Here is a 23,680-nt window from a genome sequence, read left to right on the forward strand (position 1 = left end):
TATAATACACTTCCAATTTATCATCTAGCAGTTCTAAATTACATTGATATTGGATATACTATACATGTCATCTAGAGAGTCACCACATGAGAGGCACCTTCAACTGAAGAAGGTGTCTTTTTGTTTCTAAGGAATGTTTAGTACTTTAGAAACATATAATAAACCGCTCATGGTAGTTGCCATTTTATATACAGAAAAAGCAATTCAGATCACCGCCCTGGATTGCTTTTTCCCTTCTTTAAGTTATATAACGTGGCTCTTATGCATATATATATGATAGTTCAAGAGAAACCACAAAAAAGAGTATCTTTACACTTCATGACACATATAATGAAGTATCATTCGATTTTTTTCTCCTTTGACTAAACAGAGTACTCTCTGGTCAAGAGTGCTCTGTTTTTATTTTCATCGTATTCTTGTCTATCATTACATAAAGTACGATACAGAATACCATTACGGAGATAGCATATCTTATAATATTCTACAAACTAGGTTATTCTCTCGGGAAGAACCCTTTTTGTTGTTCTTTCCCTTCACATACACATAAGCCTCATTTGCTGTTATATAGTATGTGTTCCCTTTTACTGTTGTCCACCTTGTATTGTGGCGATTCATTTCCATTTACCTTCGCATCAATTATAAACCCTTCACCTACATTAAAGTACCAACACCATCTTTAATTTGCCGAGATGGTGCTGAATAGAACCGCAAGTTGTCCACGTTGACCACCTCGCTTAAAAATAAACAGAGAGACTCTCATCTCTCTTTCATAGGCACATTTAAACAAGTGTTCTAAATACCACCTTTTAATATTAGCCCGAGAACTGCCATCACTATTGCACTAATCACAATTCTTAAGATCCAAGTTGTATTGGTGTTTATTTTTTCTAATTGTCTATTAATTGTTAAAATGTCTTTTTCATTCATGATTGTACGAGTTTCTAAATTACGAAGTTCTCGCATAATTTCTTTTTGTTCAGATTTGAGTCTATCAATCTTTGCATATATGTCTTCCATCTGTTATATATAAAACTTTCATTTCCAAAAACAATATAAAACAGCTACATCACTCAGTTTTGTGCTTTACCTAAATTTATAAATGGCGACACTTTTCTGGTTATTTGTGACCAGATTCGTTACCGAAAAATCAAAATGAAACCAATAAAAAACAAAAGAGCACAGCGTGTATAAGGGGTGCTTCCAACACCCTTTATACCGTCCGCCTAATCATACTAGGCAAACACTTGCTGTAACTCTTTATGTACCCCATTTTATCGTACATAAGGGTTCCTCCGCAACAGTTTGCTTACATTTGGCATTCTGTTGCTTTTTTGTTTATACAAAGGAGCCCAATATGATGAAGAAAAAACAGGGTATTACAATTATTGCAGGTATAGAAACATATGAAAACTTAGCATCCTTTCAAATTCTTAAAGAATTAAATGACACTATCCGAACGTATAAAGAACGATTTACTGATCAGTTGAATAAAAACCAATTGGCAGTTCTCGATCATTTACACAACCACTCTGCCAAATATTTCGGCGTGTCTTTTAAATCCAAGCAGAAAATTGCTGAAGTACTTGCTATTAGCCGTAGAACGGTTATTCGTGCATGCCAACACTTAGAATCTCTTGGAATCATTAAACAACTAGAGATGAAACGTAAAAGCGATATGAGACAAACAAGTAACATTATTGTGATCCAACCAATTATTGTGGAAGAACAAATTGGCATACAAGCCCCTACTAAAAATATTGAAATTTGTCACACCAAGAAAACAACTACTAAAGCCTTAAAACAAAATATAAAAGATATAAACAAACGTAATAGTAATGAGAATACAGCTACACCTGCAGAAAACATTAAAGACGCTGATTTTGTCGCTCACTGGGTGCCAGAACATTTTATTTCTTTGGTTAGTTCTTTTTACAGTGACTCAACAACAATTCAAGAACTGTGGAAGGTCGTAAGACAGTGTAATAAAGTTACAAACTTCTCTACAGGTGATAAAGCATTTACTAACGACCAGGAACTTACTATTGGATTAACAGCTATTAAAGAATTTGTTATGAAAATTAAAGCCGGAGCAAAAATAAAAAAGAGTAAGTTTGCTTATTTCAACGGGATTGTAAATAACTTAATGGACAAGTCTTATTTTGATCGTGAATTTATGCTAGGAGAATGAGAGCAACTTATCTTCGCTTTACACTTGCTAATAAATTTTAAAGGTGTAACATAATAATCGATAGGAACATTTTCCATAAATGAAAGGTGGTAAAGTATAATGACTGACTTCCAAAGGTATTTTTTCTCCAGATTACAGATGTCTCCAAAGAAAGATATACAATTTAACGATTTACATGGAATACTTTTACAAATGGGCCGCACGTTACCTTATGAAAATATTGATGTTATGGAAGGGGAGTTCCGAGAAATTTCGAGAGCAAATATCCAAGAGAAACTACTACTAAACAATCGCGGAGGCCTATGTTATGAACTCAATTCCCTTTTGTATTACTTTTTAAGTGATTGTGGATTTGACGTCTACCGAGTAGCTGGGACTGTCTATGATTTAAGCGGCGATAAGTGGAAACCTGATGATGGCCATGTGATTATTATTTTAAAACACACAGGACAAGAATATATTATTGACGGGGGTTTTGCCTCACATCTTCCTTTACACCCTGTTTCATTTAGCGGCGAAGTGATCTCATCTCAAACTGGAAAATATCGCATCCGTAAGCAAGACACTAAAAAAGGAACATATCTATTAGAAATGCGAAAAGGAGCAAACGGAGAAACCGCTCAATTTCTTGACTCTGAGCCTACAGATACATGGCGTACTGGATATGCTTTTACATTAGATGAAATAGATACGAACAAAGTAAATGCCATACAAGATATCATTGTGCATCATCCAGATTCTCCCTTTAACAAAGGATACATTATCTGTAAACTGGCTGAAAATGGACATATTTCACTTACAAAGCGAAACTTTACCAAAACCCACAAAGGACAAAAAATAAAACGAGCCATAACAGAAGAAGAATACCATCAGACTCTTACAGAGGTATTTGATATTTCTCCACACAAATATTGCGGAAAAGTCTTAGAAAGAGGCTAGGTTGGTTAGATCACGGCTCATAACCGTCCGGTCGTAGGTTCGAGTCCTACAAGGTCCATATTGCTATTTATGAGAGACTATGATACCATGCATTTACCATCACGCCGTCTTAGTTGTTTCAAACCTCTAAGATTGGTAGCCCCTTGCCTCATCATTACAAGGGGCTTTTAATATGGCATTGTATTCTCACTATACACCCCAAATTATCCTGATTTATATTTTTTAAAAAATAAGGGTATACTATCTATAACGCGCATAAACACAGTTGGAATAAGCAAATAAGATACCAGATTGGGATAACTGGTATCTTATTCATTCTCAACTACAAAAAGGTGTTTCTGCTATAGGACCCCTTTTTTGTTTCATGATTTATGTTTTTCCCTAACACTATTAGTCACCGATGGCTTTCGATACAAAACGATAATTATGTGGTCAGATTGTTGGGGCATCTTAATAATACTTGCCCTACTCTATGCGCTGTTATATACTCTTATTGAGAACACACTTCTGTAGTTCCCTTTTGGTGTCTTACAAGAACAGTGGTATTGTTGTCTTTTCCTATTAAAGCACAAGAAAAAACACTTCATGATGAGGTGTTTTTTTCCTTTAATTCTACACGTTCTATCTTTAGTCACAATGCGTACACTTAAATTAGTACTTAAAAATAACCTTATCTCTAACAATGCATTAAATTTTTATCTACACAAACTCCTTGTTCATATCTAATTAATATTGAACAGCACTATCACTTAGCGTGTTTACCTGCTTACAAAAACAACCGAGGTGATGAAGAATGAACAAATATCGAGTAGTTTATCGTTTATTATCTCCAAATGGGCACCAGCACGAAAAAGAATGTCTTGAAATTTACGCACCTACGAGTGAAGATGTGCGGCAGGGGATGGAAAATGAATTAAAAAGAAGAATGGGTAACCTATACCGATGGCAAATAGAAGGTGAACCACTCTCGTTATTCTAAATAACTTGACGAAATAAAAAAAAGATGTAAAATTATTATCCGTGTAAAAAACTTGATTTATACAATCCAACACGTCGTGAAAGCTCGGGCTAATACCAATGCTTTTATGCCATTTTAGCTGTGTTTATCAAGAGAGTGTGCCGGATATTGTGGCTCCATAATAAATAAAGAAGTAGAACTTTCATCCAGTGACAACATTTTGGCATACAATAATGTAGCCTGCATATACTATACTGAATTCACCAACATTTCTATACAACGAGAGCACCTTCTACTCACTCCAAGGTGCTCTTTTGTGATGTAAGGCACTCTTTCAAGAGAAAAAGCATACACTTAAAATGAAAGTTGTTTTTTACATATAATGTCTTTCGGGCATCACCCTCCATCTCCGGGTCGATGCTCTTTTTTATAGTTATCTGTTACTTGCCTATAGATAAAGTGCATGCACGAGTGATTGGACATTTTATAATTGGCTAGAGATTGATGGCTCAAAAATACCTTCTACAAGTACAATAGACCGCTCTCTTATGCCTGGTGTATATTACAAAATATCTAGAGAAGAAGCTGATGAAATGGGGCTATATTAATAGACGATATATAAAAGTAAAAAATCGGGGGCAGTATGTTCAAAGGGGAGTTCGCCTATTACAATGCTATCGTAAATAGTTTGATCGACAAGTACTACTTTGACCCCCAGTTTAGAATGGCTTAATTCAGCATTTTTATCTTTTTTATTTTTTAAGGCGTCGAATACACCTCATACTTCTTCAATATGCATCTCAATGACGTTCGCACAACTTTGGCATTGCGCAGTAGCTCCATAGTGTACGGGAATTTGCAACTCTCCTTGACATATCGGGCACTGTGTGGTGTATAACTTTTTCAACGTACCTTGTTGCAAAATTTTTTCTACCTCTGTTTGAATCGTTTGATGTAACTGATTTTCATCAACATGACTAGATTTTGATGTTGTCATTGTACTCATCCTCTCAGCTATTATCAAAAACACTATATGAATAGACACTAAAAATATTGCCAGATCATCTAGCCCATTTTGAAACGAAATTCATCAATGGAATGCGATAGTAAAGGTGACAGTGGGCTGTTTTGATTTCACTAGACTCCACAAGAATAGTATTTATATACTCTCTGTAATTACTTCACATCACACTTGTCGTCATCAGAGAGAATAATTCCCTGCTCGTGTAATATTTCCTTTAAAACTCTCACATTAGTTAATGTTTCATTGTCATCTGGTATACATTTAAGAACTTCTTTGTTACATTCATAAGAACGCTTGTAATCCCCTACTGTATAATAACACATACCTAATTGCTTATAAGGCAACCATGTTTGATAAACAAATTGTTCGATATAATAATTCTGCTTCAATTTTCCATTTTCTATGGCAAGTTCATACCAAAAAATAGCTTGCTTAAATTGGTTTTGTTTTATAAAACGCTCTCCCATTCGACAACAAAAAACCGGCTGAGGTATATCGTACTTAAAGGACTCTACTGTCAATTCCAGCTCTTTTTCCGGTTTCCCAACCTGAAAGTAACAGCATGCCAAGTTATGATAAGTAAAGATTCTTAATTCTGTCTCAATATCTTCCCCTTCCAAAAAAAGTTCATGATATTTAATTGCTTCTTCGTACCTTTTATTTACTTGTAATTCTCGAGCGAAGTGAAATAAATCTTGAGGGGTAAAACCCTTTCCATCTTCCACAGCCTTTTCATAAATCTTAAGATTTCGGTTAGACAAACCCGCTTTTTTCGTATGCGTGACAGCTATATCACTGTTATAACAACGGTATACTCCTGTCGTTTTTACATCTTCATGCACAATTCCAATCCACTTAAAATCTTTATTCTTCTTCAATAATCTAAGCCGCTTCGTACTTGTAATTACATTCTCATGTTCATCTAATAAAGTATGATATACCATCGACACAGCGTCTATCGATTCATCTAAATTTTGTTTCAATACCAATAATTTTTTGCGATTTTCTGGTAATAGTATGTCATCTGCATCTAACCAAAATATATAATCCTTAGTTGCCTGTTGAAAAGCGAAATTACGTGCTGCTGAAAAATCATCATTCCACTCAAAATCTAGAACATGTGGAGTCCACTTTAATGCAAGTTCTTTCGTTTTATCTGTAGACCCGGTATCTACAATAATAATTTCATCAGGAATGCCTTCTATAGACTGCAAGCATTTTTCAAGATTTTTTTCCTCATTTTTTACTATCATACATAGACTAATTGTGATCATAAAATTCCCCCTTCCTTATTCCCATATAATCATATAAGTAAACACCCATAGTGCTAGTCGAAAAGACAATGAACAAATTCCAACTAGATCCATGGGTATGCTTATGATTTTTAACCTGGAAAATTTGTATTTAAAATTGTAACTTGATACGGAGTGGTACCAACTGGAAAACTGTTGAGAAGATTATTAGTACTTCCGTCAATGACAACTACAGAATTGGCCCCACCTTGAGTAACATAAACATTATTTGTAAGTGGATCTACAAAAATACCTTGCGGATTAGCTCCCACAGCTACCGTAGCTATTACTGTGTTCGTTCCCCCATTAATAATAGAGACTGAATTACTTCCATAATTACTAACATAAACTTTACCGTTTGCTGGATTTGCCCTCACTCCATCAGGATTAGTGCCTACAGCTACCGTAGCTATTACTGTATTAGTCGTTGTATTAATAACAGAAACATTATTATTATTGATGTTTGCTGAATATACCTGTCCTATATTTGGGTCTACAGCAAGACTTGGTTGTGCGAGCCCTGACAAATTATTTCCAACAGGAATCGTAGCAATTATGGTATTATTAGTTAAATCAACTTTTAGTACTCGACCGGTATCATTTGCTCCGACGTACAATACATCATTCGGTGTATCTAAGGCAAGGGATTCCACCTCAAAACCAAACGTAATTGTACTTATAACTGTATTAGTTGCTGTATTTATTATCGAAACAGTTCCAGAACCAAAGGATACTACATACAATCTCATTCCTATTTCATCTATCGCCATATCAGTCGGGCCAGCTCCAACTGGAATAGTTACTAAAGGCGAATTAGATATTGCATCAATAACAGAGACAGCCGCATTACTAAAAGCCCCTGCATATACTCGGGCCAAATTGGTACTTCCCACAATGGTATCTGGTCCCGGTACGGATATGGTAGTAATTGACTGGAAATTCGTTTTATCATTTACTGAAATATTACTACTATTGAAATTTGCAGTAAAGATCCTAGGGCCAGTAGGGCCAATAAGAGATCCTGTTGCCCCGGTTACCCCCGTTGCTCCTGTTGCTCCTGTTGCTCCTGTTGCTCCTGTTGCTCCTGTTGCTCCCGTTGCTCCTGTTACTCCCGTTACTCCTGTTCCTCCTGTTGCTCCCGTTGCTCCCGTTGCTCCCGTTGCTCCTGTTCCTCCTGTCGCTCCTGTTGCTCCTGTCGCTCCTGTTGCTCCTGTTGCTCCTGTCGCTCCTGTTGCTCCTGTCGCTCCTGTTGCTCCTGTTGCTCCTGTTGCTCCACTACCTGTTCCTCCGGTTCCTGGAGGTCCTGTTGGACCTGTTATCCCAACTCCGGTCGCTCCCGTTGCTCCAGGAGACCCTTGAATTCCTTGTGCGCCTTTGGGGCCCTTGGACACCTTGCACTCCTTGTGGACCAACCGGTCCATCATTACCTTGCGGACCTGCCGGGCCTGTTGGACCCGTTGGCCCTATCGCTCCACTGCCTGTTCCTCCAGTTCCAGGAGGGCCTTGAGGACCTGTTGCTCCCGTTGCCCCTGTCGGGCCTGTTGCTCCCATTCCAGTTCCTCCTGACGTGCTAATTAATCCACTAACAGTATTTAATTTCGAATCCAAAAGTAATTCTTTTTTCATTGCCATACCAAGTGTATCTTGAACACTGCTATTAATATTCAGAACATCTTGCAATGAAGCTCCCGGTCCTGTAATTCCCGGTAAAGTCCCTAATGCAAATTGTATTTTTTCCCCTTCTGCATTCAGTATATGCGCTAACCCTAGTTCTTCAAATGCGATTGAAGATAATAAAAGATTTAATGCATCATCACGCGTTAACGTGATATTTGGCGTTATATTTGGTAAATTAGGCTGTGACACTATCCCACATCTCCTTATATCTATTAGATAACTTATAATACTTAGCCATAATACCCTCCTATCCGTATTTTTTTACCTCACACTAAATATCACTACCATATTACGATGATCAATACGATTATGTTTGTGCTTTTTTCTCATTCTTCTAAATATAATAAAAATCGATTACAAAGTACTTCTTATCTACTATTTTATTAACTGAATGAATAAAACTATTTTTATATCAACTAGCACATTGATAGGTCCTTACTTCCTTGTGATCATTGTAAAACCTACAATCATCCGCCATACTTTTATGTTAACAAACTAAAAAAGATACCCTTTTAATATCAAAAGGGTATCTTTTGAATGAAAGGAGCTTGGTTTGTCACAACCACTATTAATACATGCTAAAGCATTCACTTTGGCTTGGGCATCTTTTAAAAAGGGCTATATAAGTCCTCTTTAGAAATTCATCATACCTAAATTTGTTTGAATGCAAATCATAACGATTTGTTGAATATTTTAAGCGTTATATGATGATGTCGAAAATATAAGTAGGACTTATATATACTTTATCTTGCAAATCCTACTACTAGAGAAGACACTACCAATTTTCTTCCCTCCGAAAGTGCTTTTTATTACAAAGCGCCCCACACCTCGCTATCCAACTTATTATTTTTCTATACTACTCCGGTCATACTAACAGTAATATCCATATTCGAGGAGGTAGCTTGCTCTGCGATTTTCAAATCATCATATTATTTCATATGCTATAGCTGCTTCGCACGAATTCCTTCGCTTTTTTGGATAGGAGTGATTCTCTCATTTGCTTCCATTATCATGATGTTACCTGATATCTTTGAACAGATTTTATAATACACTTCCAATTTATCATCTAGCCTTTCTAATTTACTTGTTATTGGATATACTATACATGTCATCTAGAGGATTACCACATGAAAGGCACCTTCAACTCACTCCGAAGGTGCTCTTTCTTATGGGATTCCCTACGCCTCGTTAGGATTCGAGAATTAAATCGTTGACATGAGGCATTTCCTCGCCAAGATTCGTTAAGCTTCCCACACCTTCACTAACATACCTGTTACACCGTATATAACTAACCTTCAAATCTCACATACTCCCCAGACACCCATTGATCTCCGCCAACGTTGTACCAGCCATTTTGAACACCCCATGATTGATATCGTTCCCCTCGGTACGCCTTCTTCACAATTTCATAAGTCGCTCCTGGTCCCGTACGAACACGCAATACATCCGCTGTAATCGTAACGACACCTACACCATTATTAGACGGTTGTGTGGATGGAGCTGTATGACCACCACCGTTATATGCATTTTGCACCCTTTCAATAAAAGAATTCCAACGCCCTTCCGCTAACATACGATGTGGGCAGTACTTTCCGCTCCACGATTGGTGTGTGCGAACTTTACTAATTGGAATATTGTACTGTTTCATTAATTGTGCTACAACGATAATTGCATTATCTTCCGCTTTATAATATCTATCTCCACCGCTTAAAGAGTAACAGATTTCTACACTAATTGATTTTCGGTTACCTGCGCCATCCCCACAAGCCCATGCGTTGCGTTCTAACGGAAGACCTTGTACAGCTTCTTTATCGTCTACCGCAATATGGAATGACACTTCATTATTATTTCGTATCATATAAGCAATTTCATTCTCAGCTGGCGCATCATTATACGTATTATGAACTGTGATAAATTCTGGATTCATTGTATACGGACACTTTGTACCATATTTATTTGGGTCAATTAATTTTTTTCTAATTTGCATTATTGAACATCCCCCTTTTTATCGTCTTGTTTTTGCTTACTACCTAAAATTTCAACTGCATTTGTCAACGCTTGTGGAAGTGTAATCCCCATACGCCCAGCATTTTCTAAGATAGAAAGTAATTCATTACCCATGAAGAAAAAGAGTGTCGCTTCCCGAATGGCACTATTACTACCAATCGCCGCATCTGCCTGCGTAGCTGCTCCAATCAATAAAAAAAGCACTACCTTTTTGGCAATGCCTTTGAAACCTATCTTGCTTTTGAGTTGACCAAGTATTGAAGCAGCAATCATACCTGTTACATAATCAATTACCGCTAAAGTTACTAAAATCTGCAATGTTGTATCCCACCCTCCCAAAAAATACCCACAAAAGCCACCGAAAGTGGCAATAAAAACTTTTAATACTACATCGATACGATCCACATTTTTTCCTCCTTCTTCAAGATAAAAAAAAGAGAGACACTTGTCCCTCTTTCACAAATACTTTTATATGAACAACCTAAATCCCACCTTTGAGTATCAAACCCAAAATTGCCATAACTATTGCACTAATAACAATTCGTAAAATCCATGTGGTATTCAGACTAATTTTTTCTAATTGCTTATTGATTGTAGCAATATCTTTTTCATTTATCATTGTACGAGTTTCCAGGTTACGAATATCTCGCATGATTTCTTTTTGTTCTGCTTTTAGGCTGTCGATTTTTACATATACGTCTTCCATACATTCGCATCCTTTTATCATCTTAATAAAGCAATCTCTATATCCTATGAAACAACCCTATTCGTTGTGAATCTATGCAGGATATTTTTATACCAAAGCCGTATTTTATTAAGTTTTATATCAATAACTGTGCTGCGAGTGGTAGTTCACCAACGAAGTATGTTGCACTAAATGGATGAGTTTCTCCTGCTTTTACTACACAATTTTTATACACTTGTGGATATAGCTTCTGCAAAGTGGCATCTCGATGCTGTAACCAGACGAGCGGATTACGTATTCCGGTTTGCCCTTTACGTAAACTTGCATGAATATTATTTATTTTCATGGCTACTACATAATCTCTTTCTTTGCTTGGCATGGCATAGCCTGCCATTTTCTCACTATTTGGTACATCTTTATAACTGTTATCTGATGCAATTGTATCAAATGATTTCCCTGTCGCATCTACCAATTTCTCTACAAATGGATGGCTCCCCGGAAGCATTGCTATATAACCATCTTCTATGAAAGTATCTTGTAACCATTTTATTTTTATATCAAACGTCACACCTTGATTTGTAACAGTATGAACAGAATAAATTTCACATAAAGCGTTTGTAAGATCAGAAGGATGGAATCCTTTCATAGATTGAACCGCTCTTACAATTTCCGCTTCTTTTATTGTCGTTTCTGGTCCCCATGATGTTATTTCTTTATCATCCACATACATCTTTTGGCTTGTTTTGAACACAGTTGCTGCACGATGTTCTGGTATCCATTCGGCTACTACAGATGAACCATTTGGTTTCATACAAAATGCGAATTCTTTATTAGAAAACGGGACCAGTAAGTCTACCTCTTTAACTGGATTTAGTAGGTCATCGTATACTAACGCAGTCTTATGTGCTTCTGCCGCTTGTACATAACCAGTATCATTTTTCACCCATCCACGGGATGTATTTGCTCCACCCACTGGTGGATTTGCTGGATCGTCACCTTTGAAAGTTGCTACGACCGTATGTGTTCCTTTTGCTAAACCCCGTGCAACTGAACGGGTTCCATAATTCACTTTTAATTCGTTCGTTGGAACATCGTTAATGTGTGTACTTATTGTTTTTACTACCGTACCATCCACCTTGAACTCCCATAGTCCACCACGATTATCAGTGAAATGTTGAAAGTCAAAACCCGTTCCATCAAATGTAAATGTGAATGTATCACCTACTGTAGTCGTGTAATAGTTTGGCAGATTCGCCTTTTGCACGGCTCCTGTATCGCTTGTATAGTTGATTGCATTCACCTTCTGGGCTACAACACTCAAATTTGAAATCGCACAATCTTCTAATTTTACATAGTCATCTTTTGTATCTTTACGCAACGTGTAATGGGCCACCTTGTTCCCACGAAGTGGTAGCAGTATATCAAGTGTACGGTCCCCTACAATACGTGTATACATGTTATCATCTGCTAATAATGAATCCCTAACTTTGAAAGAAAACGGAAAGGTGCTTATTCGTTTTTTCACACCTAATTCTTCTCGTTCAATGGATATTTCACAAAATACTGTGCCTGTTTTTGCAAGTGTTTGCGTCGTCAAAGAAACACTGATTTTTCCCTTTTCTTTATCTAGGATCTTAATATCCTTGTTTTGAAATACCAACGTTTGGTCTGGTTTCTTGAACGCAATCACAATGGTATCTGTATCTTGTAACACAAAGGGCTGATGTTCATCTTCCGTGATGTTTATGATTAATTCTGACGTATTCAAATTATTTTTGGAAAACTCTATATCATACATACGATTTTCTTGTCGCGTATCTACGATAATTTCATAGGAACGTTTCAATCTCTTCACTCCTTGCCAATCAAAAAAAGACCCTGTATGGCCTTAGTTTCGAATGATATTTTTTAGTTGAGAAAGCTCTCTTTGCAATACCCTTGTGATATCCATACGTTTTGCCCCAAATGTTACTTTCCATTCTCGTTTGTTATTTGCATACACTTCTTCCATATATCCACACCTCTCTAGAGTCTTAATAAAGCAATCCTTATATGCTATGGGACAATCCTTTTTACTGTGAATATATGAAAGCCCTTTTCCATCAAAGTCGTATTTTAGTAAAATAAAAATCCTGCTTATGCAAGCTTGACTTATACTATCTAAATTGAAAAGCTTATGGCAACATGAAAAGCACTTCCACTTTTAACACCATTCACAAAAATTCCACCATCTTTTTTTAATGTAACCTCACAAAAGTTTGTATTCACTCCTCCAGTTATCATAATAGCCGGAAGCGCAATGTTTTGAATATATCTGAATCCAACTGAAAGTGTCGCAAAAACTGTTGCGTCTTTTGCATTTCGGACTGAACCAATCATAGTAGGATATCAATCTTCCTAACAACATCCTTTTGACAAATGACCTCTTCTTTCCGAACAAAGAATCTTCCCACGTTTCTTAGATAAATACTGAGATACAGTTGATTGAGGCACTTCTAATAGCTCCGTTAACTGTAAATCCTCTTCCGCAACAACTACCTTTTTATTTTCACTAAGACGCTTCATGTAGTCTGCAGCGCAAACTTATATTAATACTTTCATTCTCCTATTCAAATTCATGTTTAGTGTGTAATTTCTACATAACAAAGGAACAAGCATCCGTTGTGGTTATAGATGCTTAATCTTAAGATATTATGGGCACAAGCTCTTTTTAACACCTTCATTTGCTATATCAAATAGAATATCTTTAAATGCAGTACCTATTCCTAATCTGAATTTGGTATCTAGTTTTTTGAACCTTGTAGTAACTGCTATCGTTTTTAATCCATTTTTCATAATCTCATCAATACTTTAACTTAATAACTCTTGTTCTTCTTGTGTTAACCTATCTACTTCTTTAACTAACTCTTTATCAGCTTCTAGAGAGGTGCTTTACGTTTGGTGGCTGGGAAAAGGCTAAGAATCTTCTTGTTTATACTCCGTGGAGCTAATCAATAATTCGGCTGTATTGGCTCAAACAAAAAGTGGAATCTCTCTGTTCTTTTAAAGAAAAACAATATAACGAATGCGAATTATTTCCCATCTACCACACTGAAATATGTTATTGTTACTATAATCCGCTTATTTCTGAATTTTGATTTTCAAATCTAAATTAGGTACGTGAAATTTTACTACCTCTTTATCATTTTTAGCCAAGAAGACTCCTTCCTCAAGGAACATGAAGGGCCATGGCCCAGTGAGTAGGCGGGAGCTGAATTGGCTTCGAACAAGGGATGGCATACTGCCATCTCAATTGTTCGACATATATAACTTATTATTGGATAATTTGTCATCATCATTTCACTACATACCGAATGTACGTTTGTTGTATAATGGAGATATATCGAAATGGGGGTGAAAGAAATGATGATCAATCGAGCATATAAATTTCGTATCTATCCAAATACAGCACAAGCAATTTTAATCAATAAAACCATTGGTTGTTCTCGTTTTGTATTCAATCATTTCCTATCCCTATGGGATAATGCATACAAAGAAACAGGAAAAGGTTTGACATATGGTACATGCTCTGCCAAACTTCCTGCCATGAAGAAAGAGCTTGTTTGGCTTAAAGAGGTGGATAGTATTGCGATCCAATCGTCTGTTCGCAACCTTGCGGATGCGTATACACGCTTTTTTAAGAAACAAAACAGTGCCCCACGTTTCAAATTTAAAAAGAATCCTGTGCAATCTTACACCACAAAACAAACGAATGAAAACATTGCTGTTGTAGGAAACAAAATGAAATTGCCGAAACTAGGTCTTGTTCGATTTGCCAAAAGTCGTGAAGCGAATGGACGTATTATAAATGCTACGGTCAGACGGAATCCTTCTGGCAGATACTTTGTCTCATTGTTAGTTGAAACAGAAGTGCAAAAACTTCCGAAAATACATTCTTCCATCGGAGTTGATGTAGGACTAAAAGATTTCGCCATTTTGTCAGATGGAACATCCTATAAAAATCCGAAGTTTTTTCGATCATTAGAAAAGAAGTTAGCAAAGGCGCAGCGAGTTCTTTCTAGAAGAACGAAAGGATCTTCTCGCTGGAATAAACAACGAATTAAGGTAGCTAGAATTCATGAATACATCACTAACGCTAGAAAAGATTACTTAGACAAAATCTCAACTGAAATCATCAAAAACCACGATGTGATTGGTATAGAGGATTTACAAGTATCGAATATGCTACAGAATCATAAGTTAGCAAAGGCGATTAGTGAAGTATCATGGTCTCGGTTTCGAACCATGTTGGAATATAAAGCAAAATGGTAAGGCAAACAAGTCATTGTTGTATCAAAAACATTTGCTTCGAGCCAATTATGTTCTTGTTGCGGCTATCAAAATAAAGACGTTAAAAATCTAAACTTACGTAAATGGGAGTGCCCTTCTTGTGGTACGCATCATGATAGGGATAATAACGCAAGTATCAATTTGAAAAATGAAGGGATACGGCTTCTAACCGTAGGGACTGCGGAGATAGCCTAATAAATTAGAGTTCTATCGAACTCTTTACTTAGGAATCCCCCACTTTCACTTCTAAACGAAGTGAAAGTGGGGGTAGTTCAATAGATAAGGGAAACATTCATAGCGAACATCACCACCATCTTCTCTGCTTTCTCCAAGTAATCAAACTATTGCAGCATTATGGTTTATAAATCAAGTCGATTCATCTCCCACCTACTCACTTCACGTTCCTTGAGGAAGGAGTCTTCTTGACTACAATGATAAATGTTTAATCCTCCTATAATTACATTTAGAGAAACACCCCTAATACGAGCGGTTAGCTTTTGCTATCTGCTCTTTTTTGTACATACAACTTACATTCCCAGAACACATATATTATTTTGAGGATACGATAAATCTCAAAAGACGTAAATGACACTCCTGGAAAGAGCACTGTTCGAAGGTGCTCTTTTTCATTTTGCTACACCCGAATACTTCTAAAAATTAAACACATACTATGAGCCAGAACTCATTTAATCCATCCCTGTATTTCTTGACTTCTTCTTTGTATTGAGCAGTTAGACTAATCTAACTGCTCTTTTCATTTTAATTAGATCGTCACCACTTAAGAGGATTTACATATATTATGGACATGGAAACTTTTTCACTCATAAGAGTCTTAATAATAAAGGGGTTTTTCAATTTTATATCTTAATTATTTATATTTTATTTCTTTTTTATATAAATTTAATTTATTTTTTATTTTTATTAGATTTCATCATATAATAATAAATCTAATTCCCTACTATAACAAAATATCTTTTCATGAGCGAATCCATACTGCTTAACAAGTTATATCATTCCCTTTTTTTTTCAATTATTTGATCTAACTTATTACAATGAGACATGTTTTTTGTACAGTCCCCTATTACCTAAATACAAATAATCCATAAATCTATATATTAAAAAATACACCTAAATTATTACACACCTTCTTCTACTGTATTTACTGGCAGCCCCAATAATCTTGCAATATGTGCATAACGTTCATCTGCCACAAATGTTCATATTTTGGGAACAATGCATATTTTTTCGGTCTAATGGCATTACATCGAATTACATGCGGCATTATGATCGCATTAGCGTGTCTATGTGGAATGTGAAATTCTGGTCCAAGCTTATGTGCCAAACTATGATTAATACCAAGAAATGCATTTTCAAACGCCATACCTGCATTTACAGAAGCATTAGGCATTTTCTCACGCACTTTTCATAATTTCCACTTTCATATCCTCCCAGTAAATATTTAAATACGCAATCAATGGCTTTAAAAGCCATTCCATCTGTATATTCATTTGCCATAATAGACACTGGAATGGCACCGTCATAATACAAACTGTGGAATAATAATCGCTACTGTCTTATCTTTTTTTTGTTAGGCCAAATATATTAAGTAGCAACTATACTTTTGAACATTTATCCTCATACACACCTAGAACAATTTCTCCGATGATCATTTTTGCTAACTTATGATTCTTTAACATATTCGATACTTGCAAACCCTCTATACTAATAACATCGTGGTTTTTGATGATTTCAGTTGAGGCTTTGTCCAAGTAATCTTTTCTAGCATTTGCCATGTATTCATGAATTCTAGCCACTTTTACTCGCTGTTTATTCCAGCGAGAAGATCCTTTTGTTTTTCTAGAAAGAACACGCTGTGCTTTCGCCAACTTCTCTTCTAATGACCGAAAAAACTTCGGATTTTTATAGATTGTTCCATCTGACAAAATGGCGAAATCTTTTATCCCTACATCCATTCCAATGGAAGATTGTGTTTTCGGAAGTTCTTGCACTTCTGTTTCAACTAACAAGGACACAAAGTATCTGTCAGAAGGATTCCGTCTAACTGTAGCATTTACAATACGTCCCTTTACTTCGCGACTCTTGGCAAATCGAACAAGACCTAGTTTCGGCAACTTTATCTTTTTTCCTACAATGGAAATGTTTTCATTTGTTTGTTTTGTGGTGTAAAATTGTACGTTGTTTTTCTTAGATTTGAAACGTGGGGCACTCGTTTGTTTTTTGAAAAAGCGTGTATAAGCATCCGCAAGGTTGCGAACAGATGACTGAATCGCACTACTATCCACTTCTTTGAGCCAAACAAACTCTTTCTTCATGGCAGGAAGTTTGACTGAGCATGTAGCTATGCTCTCTACTTTGCCTATAATTATTAAATCCCTAGGGCCGCAGCAATTTATCCCCTTGTAAAGGGGTATTAATTTGTTTTAGTACGTAAACCTCCTTGTGGTGGTAACTCTACTAAAGAAGCTATTTAACACTTATATGTAATTTATTTATTATTATTTGATGTGTATAGCAGTTAAAATTTTTAAAAATAATAGTATATATAATACAAATAATTTTTACTTGAAAATATATTTGTTGTCCCCATTCTATCTGAAATATGAAGCCTTTTTAAAAAATCTTATATAAATATATATCTTATATATATTAAAAATATAAAGATAAAACTTTTATAGGATCCTAAAATATAGAATAACACTTGCTATGACAATGTTTTTAACTTACCCTACTGTAAAAAATCATAAATGGTATGTAATGGGAGCGTGAAAATAGACTTTGTTGTACTATCCTATCTACATAAAATCATAAAAAAGCACCACTATATCTACATAAAAAAACAAGGAAAATAATTCAAAAATAAGTATATTTATTCATCTGTAAATAAGAAGAGATTCTCTATATTTGTCCACAATTTGTAGCTATCTGTCCACAATCTATACACATTGAGCATCATTCAATCCACTTAATTCAGTTATTCATATTTAATCACATAAAACTTGATGAATTTTAGTAGGTTTACTTATAGAACCCTTATATAGCAATAATAGTATGATAATTCTATTCACAAATGATACTTTTTATAAACATATCCACTAAAAATCTATTTTTTCTTATGATTTTATGTATAGTAAATTCCGTATTTGTATATGAATTGGATGTATTTTCAAGTTACTATTGTGGAAGTTAAGAATGAAGAATGACATTTACTGTATAGATGTGCATAAAAACAGATTCTATTTTCAATAGAATCTGTTAGAAAAATATATAAACGTATCTAATAAAAAGACTTTGAATGATAGAGCCAACACGAATAGCCCTCTACTTTGATTTTTTTCAAATATAGAGAGCTGAAAATGATTACATTTCTTCGATTATTTTTAATACCTGTTCAGTTGTTGTGATTTGAATTCCAGCACGTATCAACTGTTCCAAGGCACGTATAAAGGTAATTAAATTTATGCTATCAGGTACTTCAATTACCCGTAGCTTTTCCTTTGGTAATTTATCTATCTTTTCAATGAACAATTCACGTACATCACTAGGAATAAAGCGTTCTTTATGACCTTTGGTTTTTAAAAGTTCACGTATTTCTATTTCTAAAGCCATATAAGCATTTAAGTTTGCACCTTGTTCATAAGCGTATTTTCTAAATAATGTTTCTTCTTGATATCTTAGATAATTACGATGATAAGATTCCTCTGTAACAGGTACGGCAAATTTGTACTTTAATAGCTCAAATGTTTTACGGAATAGCTTCTTGATGCTTCGGCGAGAATACATAGAGAAATGCAATCCGAAATCAAATATAGCTTGTTCTTTTTGTTTTGCTGGGACGTGCTGTGTAATAAGAGGATAAATTCCTTCTTTAGCTGCGGTATCAAGAATATGATACTGTGATGTTTGATTTAGTAATTTTTTCAGTGTATATACTAATTTACTTGGATATTTTTCAGTGCGATCAATCATGTCACGCAAGCTATGTATTACACTGCGAATTTGTCGATGACAGGTATTTTTAAGTACATGAATAAATTTATTCATGTCTCGTGTAAATTCTCCAATATGCATTTCTTGTAGTGTTGATTCAATAAATCGAGCTTTACGGGCATACGTAACCTTTGGAGTAAAAGGATCACGATATTGTAGTTCTCCTGATTCTTTTCCACACAAGAAGTCTGCATGAATAGATAAAAATAAAGTCGTGTATTTTTTTTTGTTTTGAACCCCTTTTTGTAGTTTACAGATTTTGAATAGTGGAGTCCCTGTACAAGGAAATACAGTGGTTAGTTCTTTCACAACTGCACGAATCTGATGTGGATACTTCTTATGTAAAAAGCGATACATCCCACCAAAGTGAGTCCTATTACCTCTTTCATCCTGTTTGTCTAAAGAACGTTTTAATGTAGTTTCTCTATGCTGTTGCATAGCAATATCTAAGAATAGCTTTTTAGATGCTATTGAAAGTCCAAAGAAAGCCTTTGTAAAGACTACAGGACTAATGTAAACATAAGGATTTGCTTTTTCTGTCTCTTCATTCATAAAATGAGTTATTTTAATTGTGTATCGACTATCTAATTCATTTTCAATCGTAATAATGTTATGTATGCTTAATTTTCTTAATGCAATATAGAATTGAGAATGCTGTATACATGCTAATTCTTCTTTGTATTGTTTATAGTCTTCCCAAAGCATATGTACTGTTACGTTTGGAATAATGCCATTTGTATAGCATTTTTTATGTAGGTAAAGGAATACTTCAAGATCTGCATTTGTAATACCGTACAATTTATGTTTTCTTCCCAATGTCTTTGAAATAGTATGTCGTGAAAAAGATGGCTTTGATTGTGCAACAAATCCATCGATATCCGCAATGCGTTCTTCATAAGACATTTGATTAATAATATCTTCAAGGTAGGTATCTTTATAGCTATAGTATTTTCCTTCCAATTTATCAACAAGCGCTTGCCAAGATTTTAATGTAACTATTACTGCATTAGTAGATTGTCCATTTAGACTACGTTGATTACGAATAACAAATGATTTACTCATCTTTTTCACCTCCTATACAAATAAAAATATACATACCTGTACAATATAAAATATACCAATTTTAATTATAGCAAATCGAAATTGGATGAAATGGGCCTCTTTAAGAGCGAACATGAAAAAATGAAATGTACGTTAATCCCTTTCATATCAAGGGGTTTCAGGTTTTTTTTTATTTTTTTTATGAACATGATATCACTATGGATTTTCATGTTCGGAATAAACAAGAACATGAGTTATAAACCGCTAATAAACCTTGTTTTAATGGGATTTAAAGCTTACTTTTATAGAAATATAAGGGACATGATAGGGCTGTAGATTTTCATGTCTCTTTTTATTGGAATTAATATGAAAATCGTTGATAAACATTGCTATTAAAGGGATTTATATAAAATTTGGTATTTATAAAAGGAACGTGATACCGCTAAGGACGTTTCATCTTTTTAGATAAAAAGGGACATGATACCGCTATGGTTTTTCATGTTCTATAGTTCCCTGAAATTTGAGAAGATGTTGTATAAATGTATAGTATATAGGGGATTTTAACGGATTTATGAAACAAGAAGGGGACATGATACTGCTATGGTTTTTCACACTTTGAATATAGAAAAAACCTTTTGTATCAAGGATAGAAGGGTTTTTAAAAAATATACAGTTTAATTTCATGAAACATTCAAGTTCAAATTTGTTCATGCTTAGACAAAAGGGACGTGATACCGCTATGATTTTTCATACCTTGAATATAGAAAAACCCTTTTGTATCAAGGACAGAAGGGTTTTCAAAAATATATATTTTAATTTCATTTCATGGAACATTCAAGTCCAAATTTGTTCGTATTTTAGACAAAAGGGACGTGATACCGCTATGATTTTTCATATCTTGAATATAGAAAAACCCTTTTGTATTAAGGACAGAAGGGTTTTCAAAAATATATAGTTTAATTTCATTTCATGGAACATTCAAGTCTAAATTTGTTCGTATTTTAGACAAAAGGGACATGATACCGCTATAAATTTTCACTTTGTATGCAAATTTTAATGAGTTTTACCATATATAAAACGAAATTGTTAAAACATAAATAATTTAGCTTTTTCATGTTTAGACAAAAGGGACATGATATCGAAAAAGAATTTCATGTTTTAGCTAATATCTTGAAAAATATTAGGTTTCTTATGACCTCTCACCTTTTCCAAATGGATGCAGTCTTGTATAATCAGTAAAAGAGGTGGTTATAAGCATACGTGCTAGATTATCACTAAGGGATGGTTGGATAGAACTTACTGTATTCTTTTTTAAAAATCATTCTCAATTGGAAATTAAATAAGGAGAAGGATGTATATGGATAATGTTCTACAATTGTTTAAAGATGCATTAGTAATATCAGCACCTATCTATAAACATAATGAACAATTGTGGTATAAATGGAATGCTTATTACTTAGAAGTTAAGGAAGATACTAATAGGATTGTAACTTCGGACTATTTCTCTCCATCATTTTCAATGCTTGTGCAGTGGCTTGAACAGCAGCAAAAAAAGGGGATTTCCTCTTTGGAAATATTCACTAACATAGAAGCTTACCAAACTGAAATTGATGTGGCAATAGGGATATTTGTGGAGCAAGAGTTTTCAAGGGCCAACAATGAAAGCTTGCAGGAATCAAAGGAATCTAATACAGGTTTAGAGCACGAAAATTATTATGAAGTAAATAATTCTGCGGTTTATTATAAATTAAGAGATGGTATAGCAAAGAATCAATTTGAAGAAGATGAAAATACAAAGTTGAAATCTTATCCAATTGAAACCAAAGATAGTAGTGGAGTTGCACAACTTTCTTCACATAAAGATGAAGATTTAAGATTAATAAATACTGAAGAAGCCGCTCGTTGGAATACATTGGTTGATGGTGTAATGAGTAATATGGATGATTTAACTGCTGACTGTCTAGATGCAATTACTATCCAATGGTTAAATGAGGCAAAGTCGCCTGATGAATTCATAGACTTTTCATATAATCAGGTATTAGAAATGTGTAGCATACCTAAAGCAAAGGCTAATAACACAGAATATTATCGAGCAGAAGATAAAATAAAAGTTGCCAAACGTATTGCTGCCTTGGCAAGTATTTTTATCTACTTAAATGATGATAATGAGGTAGTTGTATTAAATGATCGAGCTGAAGCAGGTAAACATTATGAAGTAAAGCGAGAAGTTATTAAGAGGCTTTTTGTATTAGATTCCGTGGTACTCTGGAGAGATAATAACACTAATGAATATATGGGGATAGAATCTTGTAGAATTAAGCCAGGGAGCTTCTTATCGGGTTATTTATATGGTTCTAGCAGTACAACGGCATTGTTATCAAAAAAAGCGTTGGAATATAATAGTTATAGACATAAATATCATAAGAGATTGATTCGTTATTTAACTTGGCAATGGAGAATTCGTCAAATGTTCTCTAGTTTAAAAAGACCTTACTCTATAGGAGGAGATAAGGGATTACTGGCAGTCATGGGTATAAATCAAAATCAAAAGCCAAATCGTATTCGAGAACAGTTAGAAAATGTTCTTATTGATTTAGAGAAGGAAAAGGTACTATCACATTGGGAGTACAGTGAAGATTTAAAAGAGGAAATGTTAACCAAAAAGAATTGGTTTAAGAACTATTATGCTCAGTTAGGTGTAATAATTTTACCTCCTAAAGAATTAATGAATTCAATGGAAAAAATAGTGAAGAAAAAAACAGTAGATATAATACAAGATGAGTCTCTTGTGAAAATAGAAAATAACACTTTAGATGTTGATGAGTATGAAAATTCAATTAGAGAAAAAATATCATTCTTTCATATGAATAAAAATATTACAATGCGAGAACTTTCAAAAGAAATCGGCATATCACAACCTACCCTTTCTAGGTTCTATAATAAGAAAACAAAACGTCTTTCAGGTCTGGCTAAAAATAAATTAAGTCAGTGGTATAAAAGACAAATTATTCTTGATAAGATGTAGAAAAAGCTTGAATCCATGATAAAAAGAGTCCCTACTTTAGGGACTCTTTTTATCATGGATTCATAACGCTAGTTACCAAATAAATTGGCTGTATCTAGGTCTTCATATTCATCTTTTAGGACCGCTTTTTCAGTTGCTGATTTATTTCCTATATCTGTATCTTTAGAAGTATTATTTTTTTCAAGAGATGAGACTATTTTATTTGGATCTGCTGCCTCTTCTTGATTTGCTTGGTTTTCTTTTTGAATAGTAAGATTTGAATTATTCAATAGTATACGCTTAACATCATTTAAAAAGTCTTTATCTTGAAGTAAAATTTCTTTTTGCATTTGTTGCTGTATCTTATAATCAGCCACGTCTTGTAATCCGTGTTTATCAATAAAATAACATACAAGTTTATATAAAGAATCGGCTATATTGCTTTGTGACTCGAACCATTTAAAGAATTCTTCATTCTCAATCTTCTTGAGGTTCCAGAAGAAGGACTCTCTTTTTTTGCCGGACATA

General features: G+C 34.6%; 19 protein-coding genes, 1 tRNA gene and 5 pseudogenes. 7 read left to right on the plus strand and 18 right to left on the minus strand.

The annotated features are described in order from the left end of the window. Nucleotides 1-471: 471 nt before the first annotated feature. Nucleotides 472-729: pseudogene (locus I6L50_RS35305) on the minus strand (hypothetical protein); the annotation flags it as partial. 63 nt (nucleotides 730-792) lie between these two features. Continuing rightward, nucleotides 793-1,017: a hemolysin XhlA family protein gene (locus tag I6L50_RS32410; RefSeq protein ID WP_219304480.1), complete on the minus strand. Its 225-nt coding sequence runs from the start codon at nucleotides 1,015-1,017 to the stop codon at nucleotides 793-795. A gap of 340 nt (nucleotides 1,018-1,357) precedes the next feature. On the opposite strand from I6L50_RS32410, the gene I6L50_RS32415 reads away from it, so the two are divergent. The 5 genes and pseudogenes from I6L50_RS32415 to I6L50_RS35310 form a co-directional block, all read left to right on the plus strand. Further along, entirely contained in the window at nucleotides 1,358-2,188 is an 831-nt protein-coding gene (locus tag I6L50_RS32415; protein ID WP_219304481.1) for a helix-turn-helix domain-containing protein, read from the plus strand. 96 nt (nucleotides 2,189-2,284) lie between these two features. After that, nucleotides 2,285-3,127 carry an arylamine N-acetyltransferase family protein gene (locus tag I6L50_RS32420; protein WP_219304699.1) on the plus strand — a complete coding sequence of 281 codons (843 nt, stop codon included), beginning with the start codon at nucleotides 2,285-2,287 and terminating at the stop codon, nucleotides 3,125-3,127. Next, a tRNA-OTHER gene (locus I6L50_RS32425) sits at nucleotides 3,126-3,185 on the plus strand. The genes I6L50_RS32420 and I6L50_RS32425 overlap by 2 nt, the downstream gene beginning before the upstream one ends. Nucleotides 3,186-3,920: 735 nt before the next feature. Next, the gene (locus I6L50_RS32430) at nucleotides 3,921-4,106 is read left to right on the plus strand and encodes a hypothetical protein (RefSeq protein WP_219304482.1); all 186 of its coding nucleotides are present in this window, start codon (nucleotides 3,921-3,923) and stop codon (nucleotides 4,104-4,106) included. Nucleotides 4,107-4,567: 461 nt separating this feature from the next. Then, nucleotides 4,568-4,693 (plus strand): annotated as a pseudogene (locus I6L50_RS35310) (cytosolic protein); the annotation flags it as partial. Nucleotides 4,694-4,863: 170 nt separating this feature from the next. Here I6L50_RS35310 and I6L50_RS32435 read toward each other — a convergent pair. The 12 genes from I6L50_RS32435 to I6L50_RS36065 all read right to left on the minus strand — a co-directional run bounded on the left by I6L50_RS32435 (nucleotide 4,864) and on the right by I6L50_RS36065 (nucleotide 13,617). Beyond that, a complete protein-coding gene (locus I6L50_RS32435; RefSeq protein ID WP_219304483.1) occupies nucleotides 4,864-5,082 on the minus strand; it encodes a hypothetical protein in 219 nt (72 codons plus the stop codon). Between the two features lie 179 nt (nucleotides 5,083-5,261). Further along, a complete protein-coding gene (locus I6L50_RS32440; protein ID WP_219304485.1) occupies nucleotides 5,262-6,383 on the minus strand; it encodes a glycosyltransferase in 1,122 nt (373 codons plus the stop codon). A gap of 110 nt (nucleotides 6,384-6,493) precedes the next feature. Beyond that, on the minus strand, nucleotides 6,494-7,792 hold the full coding sequence (locus I6L50_RS35745) for a beta-propeller fold lactonase family protein (RefSeq protein WP_219304487.1): 1,299 nt from the start codon (nucleotides 7,790-7,792) through the stop codon (nucleotides 6,494-6,496). Next, a complete protein-coding gene (locus I6L50_RS32450; RefSeq protein WP_219304490.1) occupies nucleotides 7,677-8,267 on the minus strand; it encodes an alpha-helical endospore appendage domain-containing protein in 591 nt (196 codons plus the stop codon). The genes I6L50_RS35745 and I6L50_RS32450 overlap by 116 nt, the downstream gene beginning before the upstream one ends. A gap of 1,099 nt (nucleotides 8,268-9,366) precedes the next feature. Then, nucleotides 9,367-10,065: an N-acetylmuramoyl-L-alanine amidase gene (locus I6L50_RS32455; RefSeq protein WP_219304492.1), complete on the minus strand. Its 699-nt coding sequence runs from the start codon at nucleotides 10,063-10,065 to the stop codon at nucleotides 9,367-9,369. Beyond that, nucleotides 10,065-10,490 (minus strand): phage holin family protein, encoded by a 426-nt coding sequence (locus I6L50_RS32460; RefSeq protein WP_219301699.1) that lies wholly within the window; start codon nucleotides 10,488-10,490, stop codon nucleotides 10,065-10,067. The genes I6L50_RS32455 and I6L50_RS32460 overlap by 1 nt, the downstream gene beginning before the upstream one ends. A gap of 76 nt (nucleotides 10,491-10,566) precedes the next feature. Then, a complete protein-coding gene (locus I6L50_RS32465; protein ID WP_219301203.1) occupies nucleotides 10,567-10,791 on the minus strand; it encodes a hemolysin XhlA family protein in 225 nt (74 codons plus the stop codon). 115 nt (nucleotides 10,792-10,906) lie between these two features. Then, the gene (locus I6L50_RS32470; RefSeq protein WP_219304494.1) at nucleotides 10,907-12,616 is read right to left on the minus strand and encodes a BppU family phage baseplate upper protein; all 1,710 of its coding nucleotides are present in this window, start codon (nucleotides 12,614-12,616) and stop codon (nucleotides 10,907-10,909) included. Between the two features lie 42 nt (nucleotides 12,617-12,658). Next, on the minus strand, nucleotides 12,659-12,781 hold the full coding sequence (locus I6L50_RS35320; RefSeq protein ID WP_257475509.1) for a hypothetical protein: 123 nt from the start codon (nucleotides 12,779-12,781) through the stop codon (nucleotides 12,659-12,661). A 149-nt stretch (nucleotides 12,782-12,930) separates the two neighbouring features. Continuing rightward, nucleotides 12,931-13,149, minus strand: coding sequence for a hypothetical protein (locus tag I6L50_RS32475; protein ID WP_219304496.1), 219 nt, complete (start codon nucleotides 13,147-13,149; stop codon nucleotides 12,931-12,933). Nucleotides 13,150-13,167: 18 nt separating this feature from the next. Further along, nucleotides 13,168-13,335, minus strand: coding sequence for a hypothetical protein (locus I6L50_RS32480; RefSeq protein ID WP_219304752.1), 168 nt, complete (start codon nucleotides 13,333-13,335; stop codon nucleotides 13,168-13,170). 126 nt (nucleotides 13,336-13,461) lie between these two features. Continuing rightward, nucleotides 13,462-13,617, minus strand: coding sequence for a hypothetical protein (locus tag I6L50_RS36065; protein ID WP_483861641.1), 156 nt, complete (start codon nucleotides 13,615-13,617; stop codon nucleotides 13,462-13,464). Between the two features lie 555 nt (nucleotides 13,618-14,172). On the opposite strand from I6L50_RS36065, the pseudogene tnpB reads away from it, so the two are divergent. Then, a pseudogene (gene tnpB / locus I6L50_RS32485) lies at nucleotides 14,173-15,294 on the plus strand (IS200/IS605 family element RNA-guided endonuclease TnpB). A 944-nt stretch (nucleotides 15,295-16,238) separates the two neighbouring features. Here tnpB and I6L50_RS32490 read toward each other — a convergent pair. The 3 genes and pseudogenes from I6L50_RS32490 to I6L50_RS32500 all read right to left on the minus strand — a co-directional run. Then, nucleotides 16,239-16,623 (minus strand): annotated as a pseudogene (locus I6L50_RS32490) (bifunctional acetaldehyde-CoA/alcohol dehydrogenase); the annotation flags it as partial. A 140-nt stretch (nucleotides 16,624-16,763) separates the two neighbouring features. Continuing rightward, a pseudogene (locus I6L50_RS32495) lies at nucleotides 16,764-17,459 on the minus strand (RNA-guided endonuclease TnpB family protein); the annotation flags it as partial. Nucleotides 17,460-18,477: 1,018 nt separating this feature from the next. After that, nucleotides 18,478-20,169 (minus strand): hypothetical protein, encoded by a 1,692-nt coding sequence (locus tag I6L50_RS32500; protein ID WP_219304498.1) that lies wholly within the window; start codon nucleotides 20,167-20,169, stop codon nucleotides 18,478-18,480. A 1,336-nt stretch (nucleotides 20,170-21,505) separates the two neighbouring features. Between I6L50_RS32500 and I6L50_RS32505 the strand changes: the two genes are divergently transcribed. After that, nucleotides 21,506-23,173, plus strand: a complete 1,668-nt coding sequence (locus tag I6L50_RS32505) for a helix-turn-helix domain-containing protein (RefSeq protein WP_219304500.1) — start codon at nucleotides 21,506-21,508, stop codon at nucleotides 23,171-23,173. Nucleotides 23,174-23,241: 68 nt separating this feature from the next. On the opposite strand, the gene I6L50_RS32510 is transcribed toward I6L50_RS32505, so the two are convergent. Next, a complete protein-coding gene (locus I6L50_RS32510) occupies nucleotides 23,242-23,679 on the minus strand; it encodes a hypothetical protein (protein ID WP_219304502.1) in 438 nt (145 codons plus the stop codon). Nucleotide 23,680 lies beyond the last annotated feature (1 nt).

The organism is Bacillus sp. FDAARGOS_1420 (assembly GCF_019344915.1).
Lineage (GTDB): Bacteria > Bacillota > Bacilli > Bacillales > Bacillaceae_G > Bacillus_A > Bacillus_A mycoides.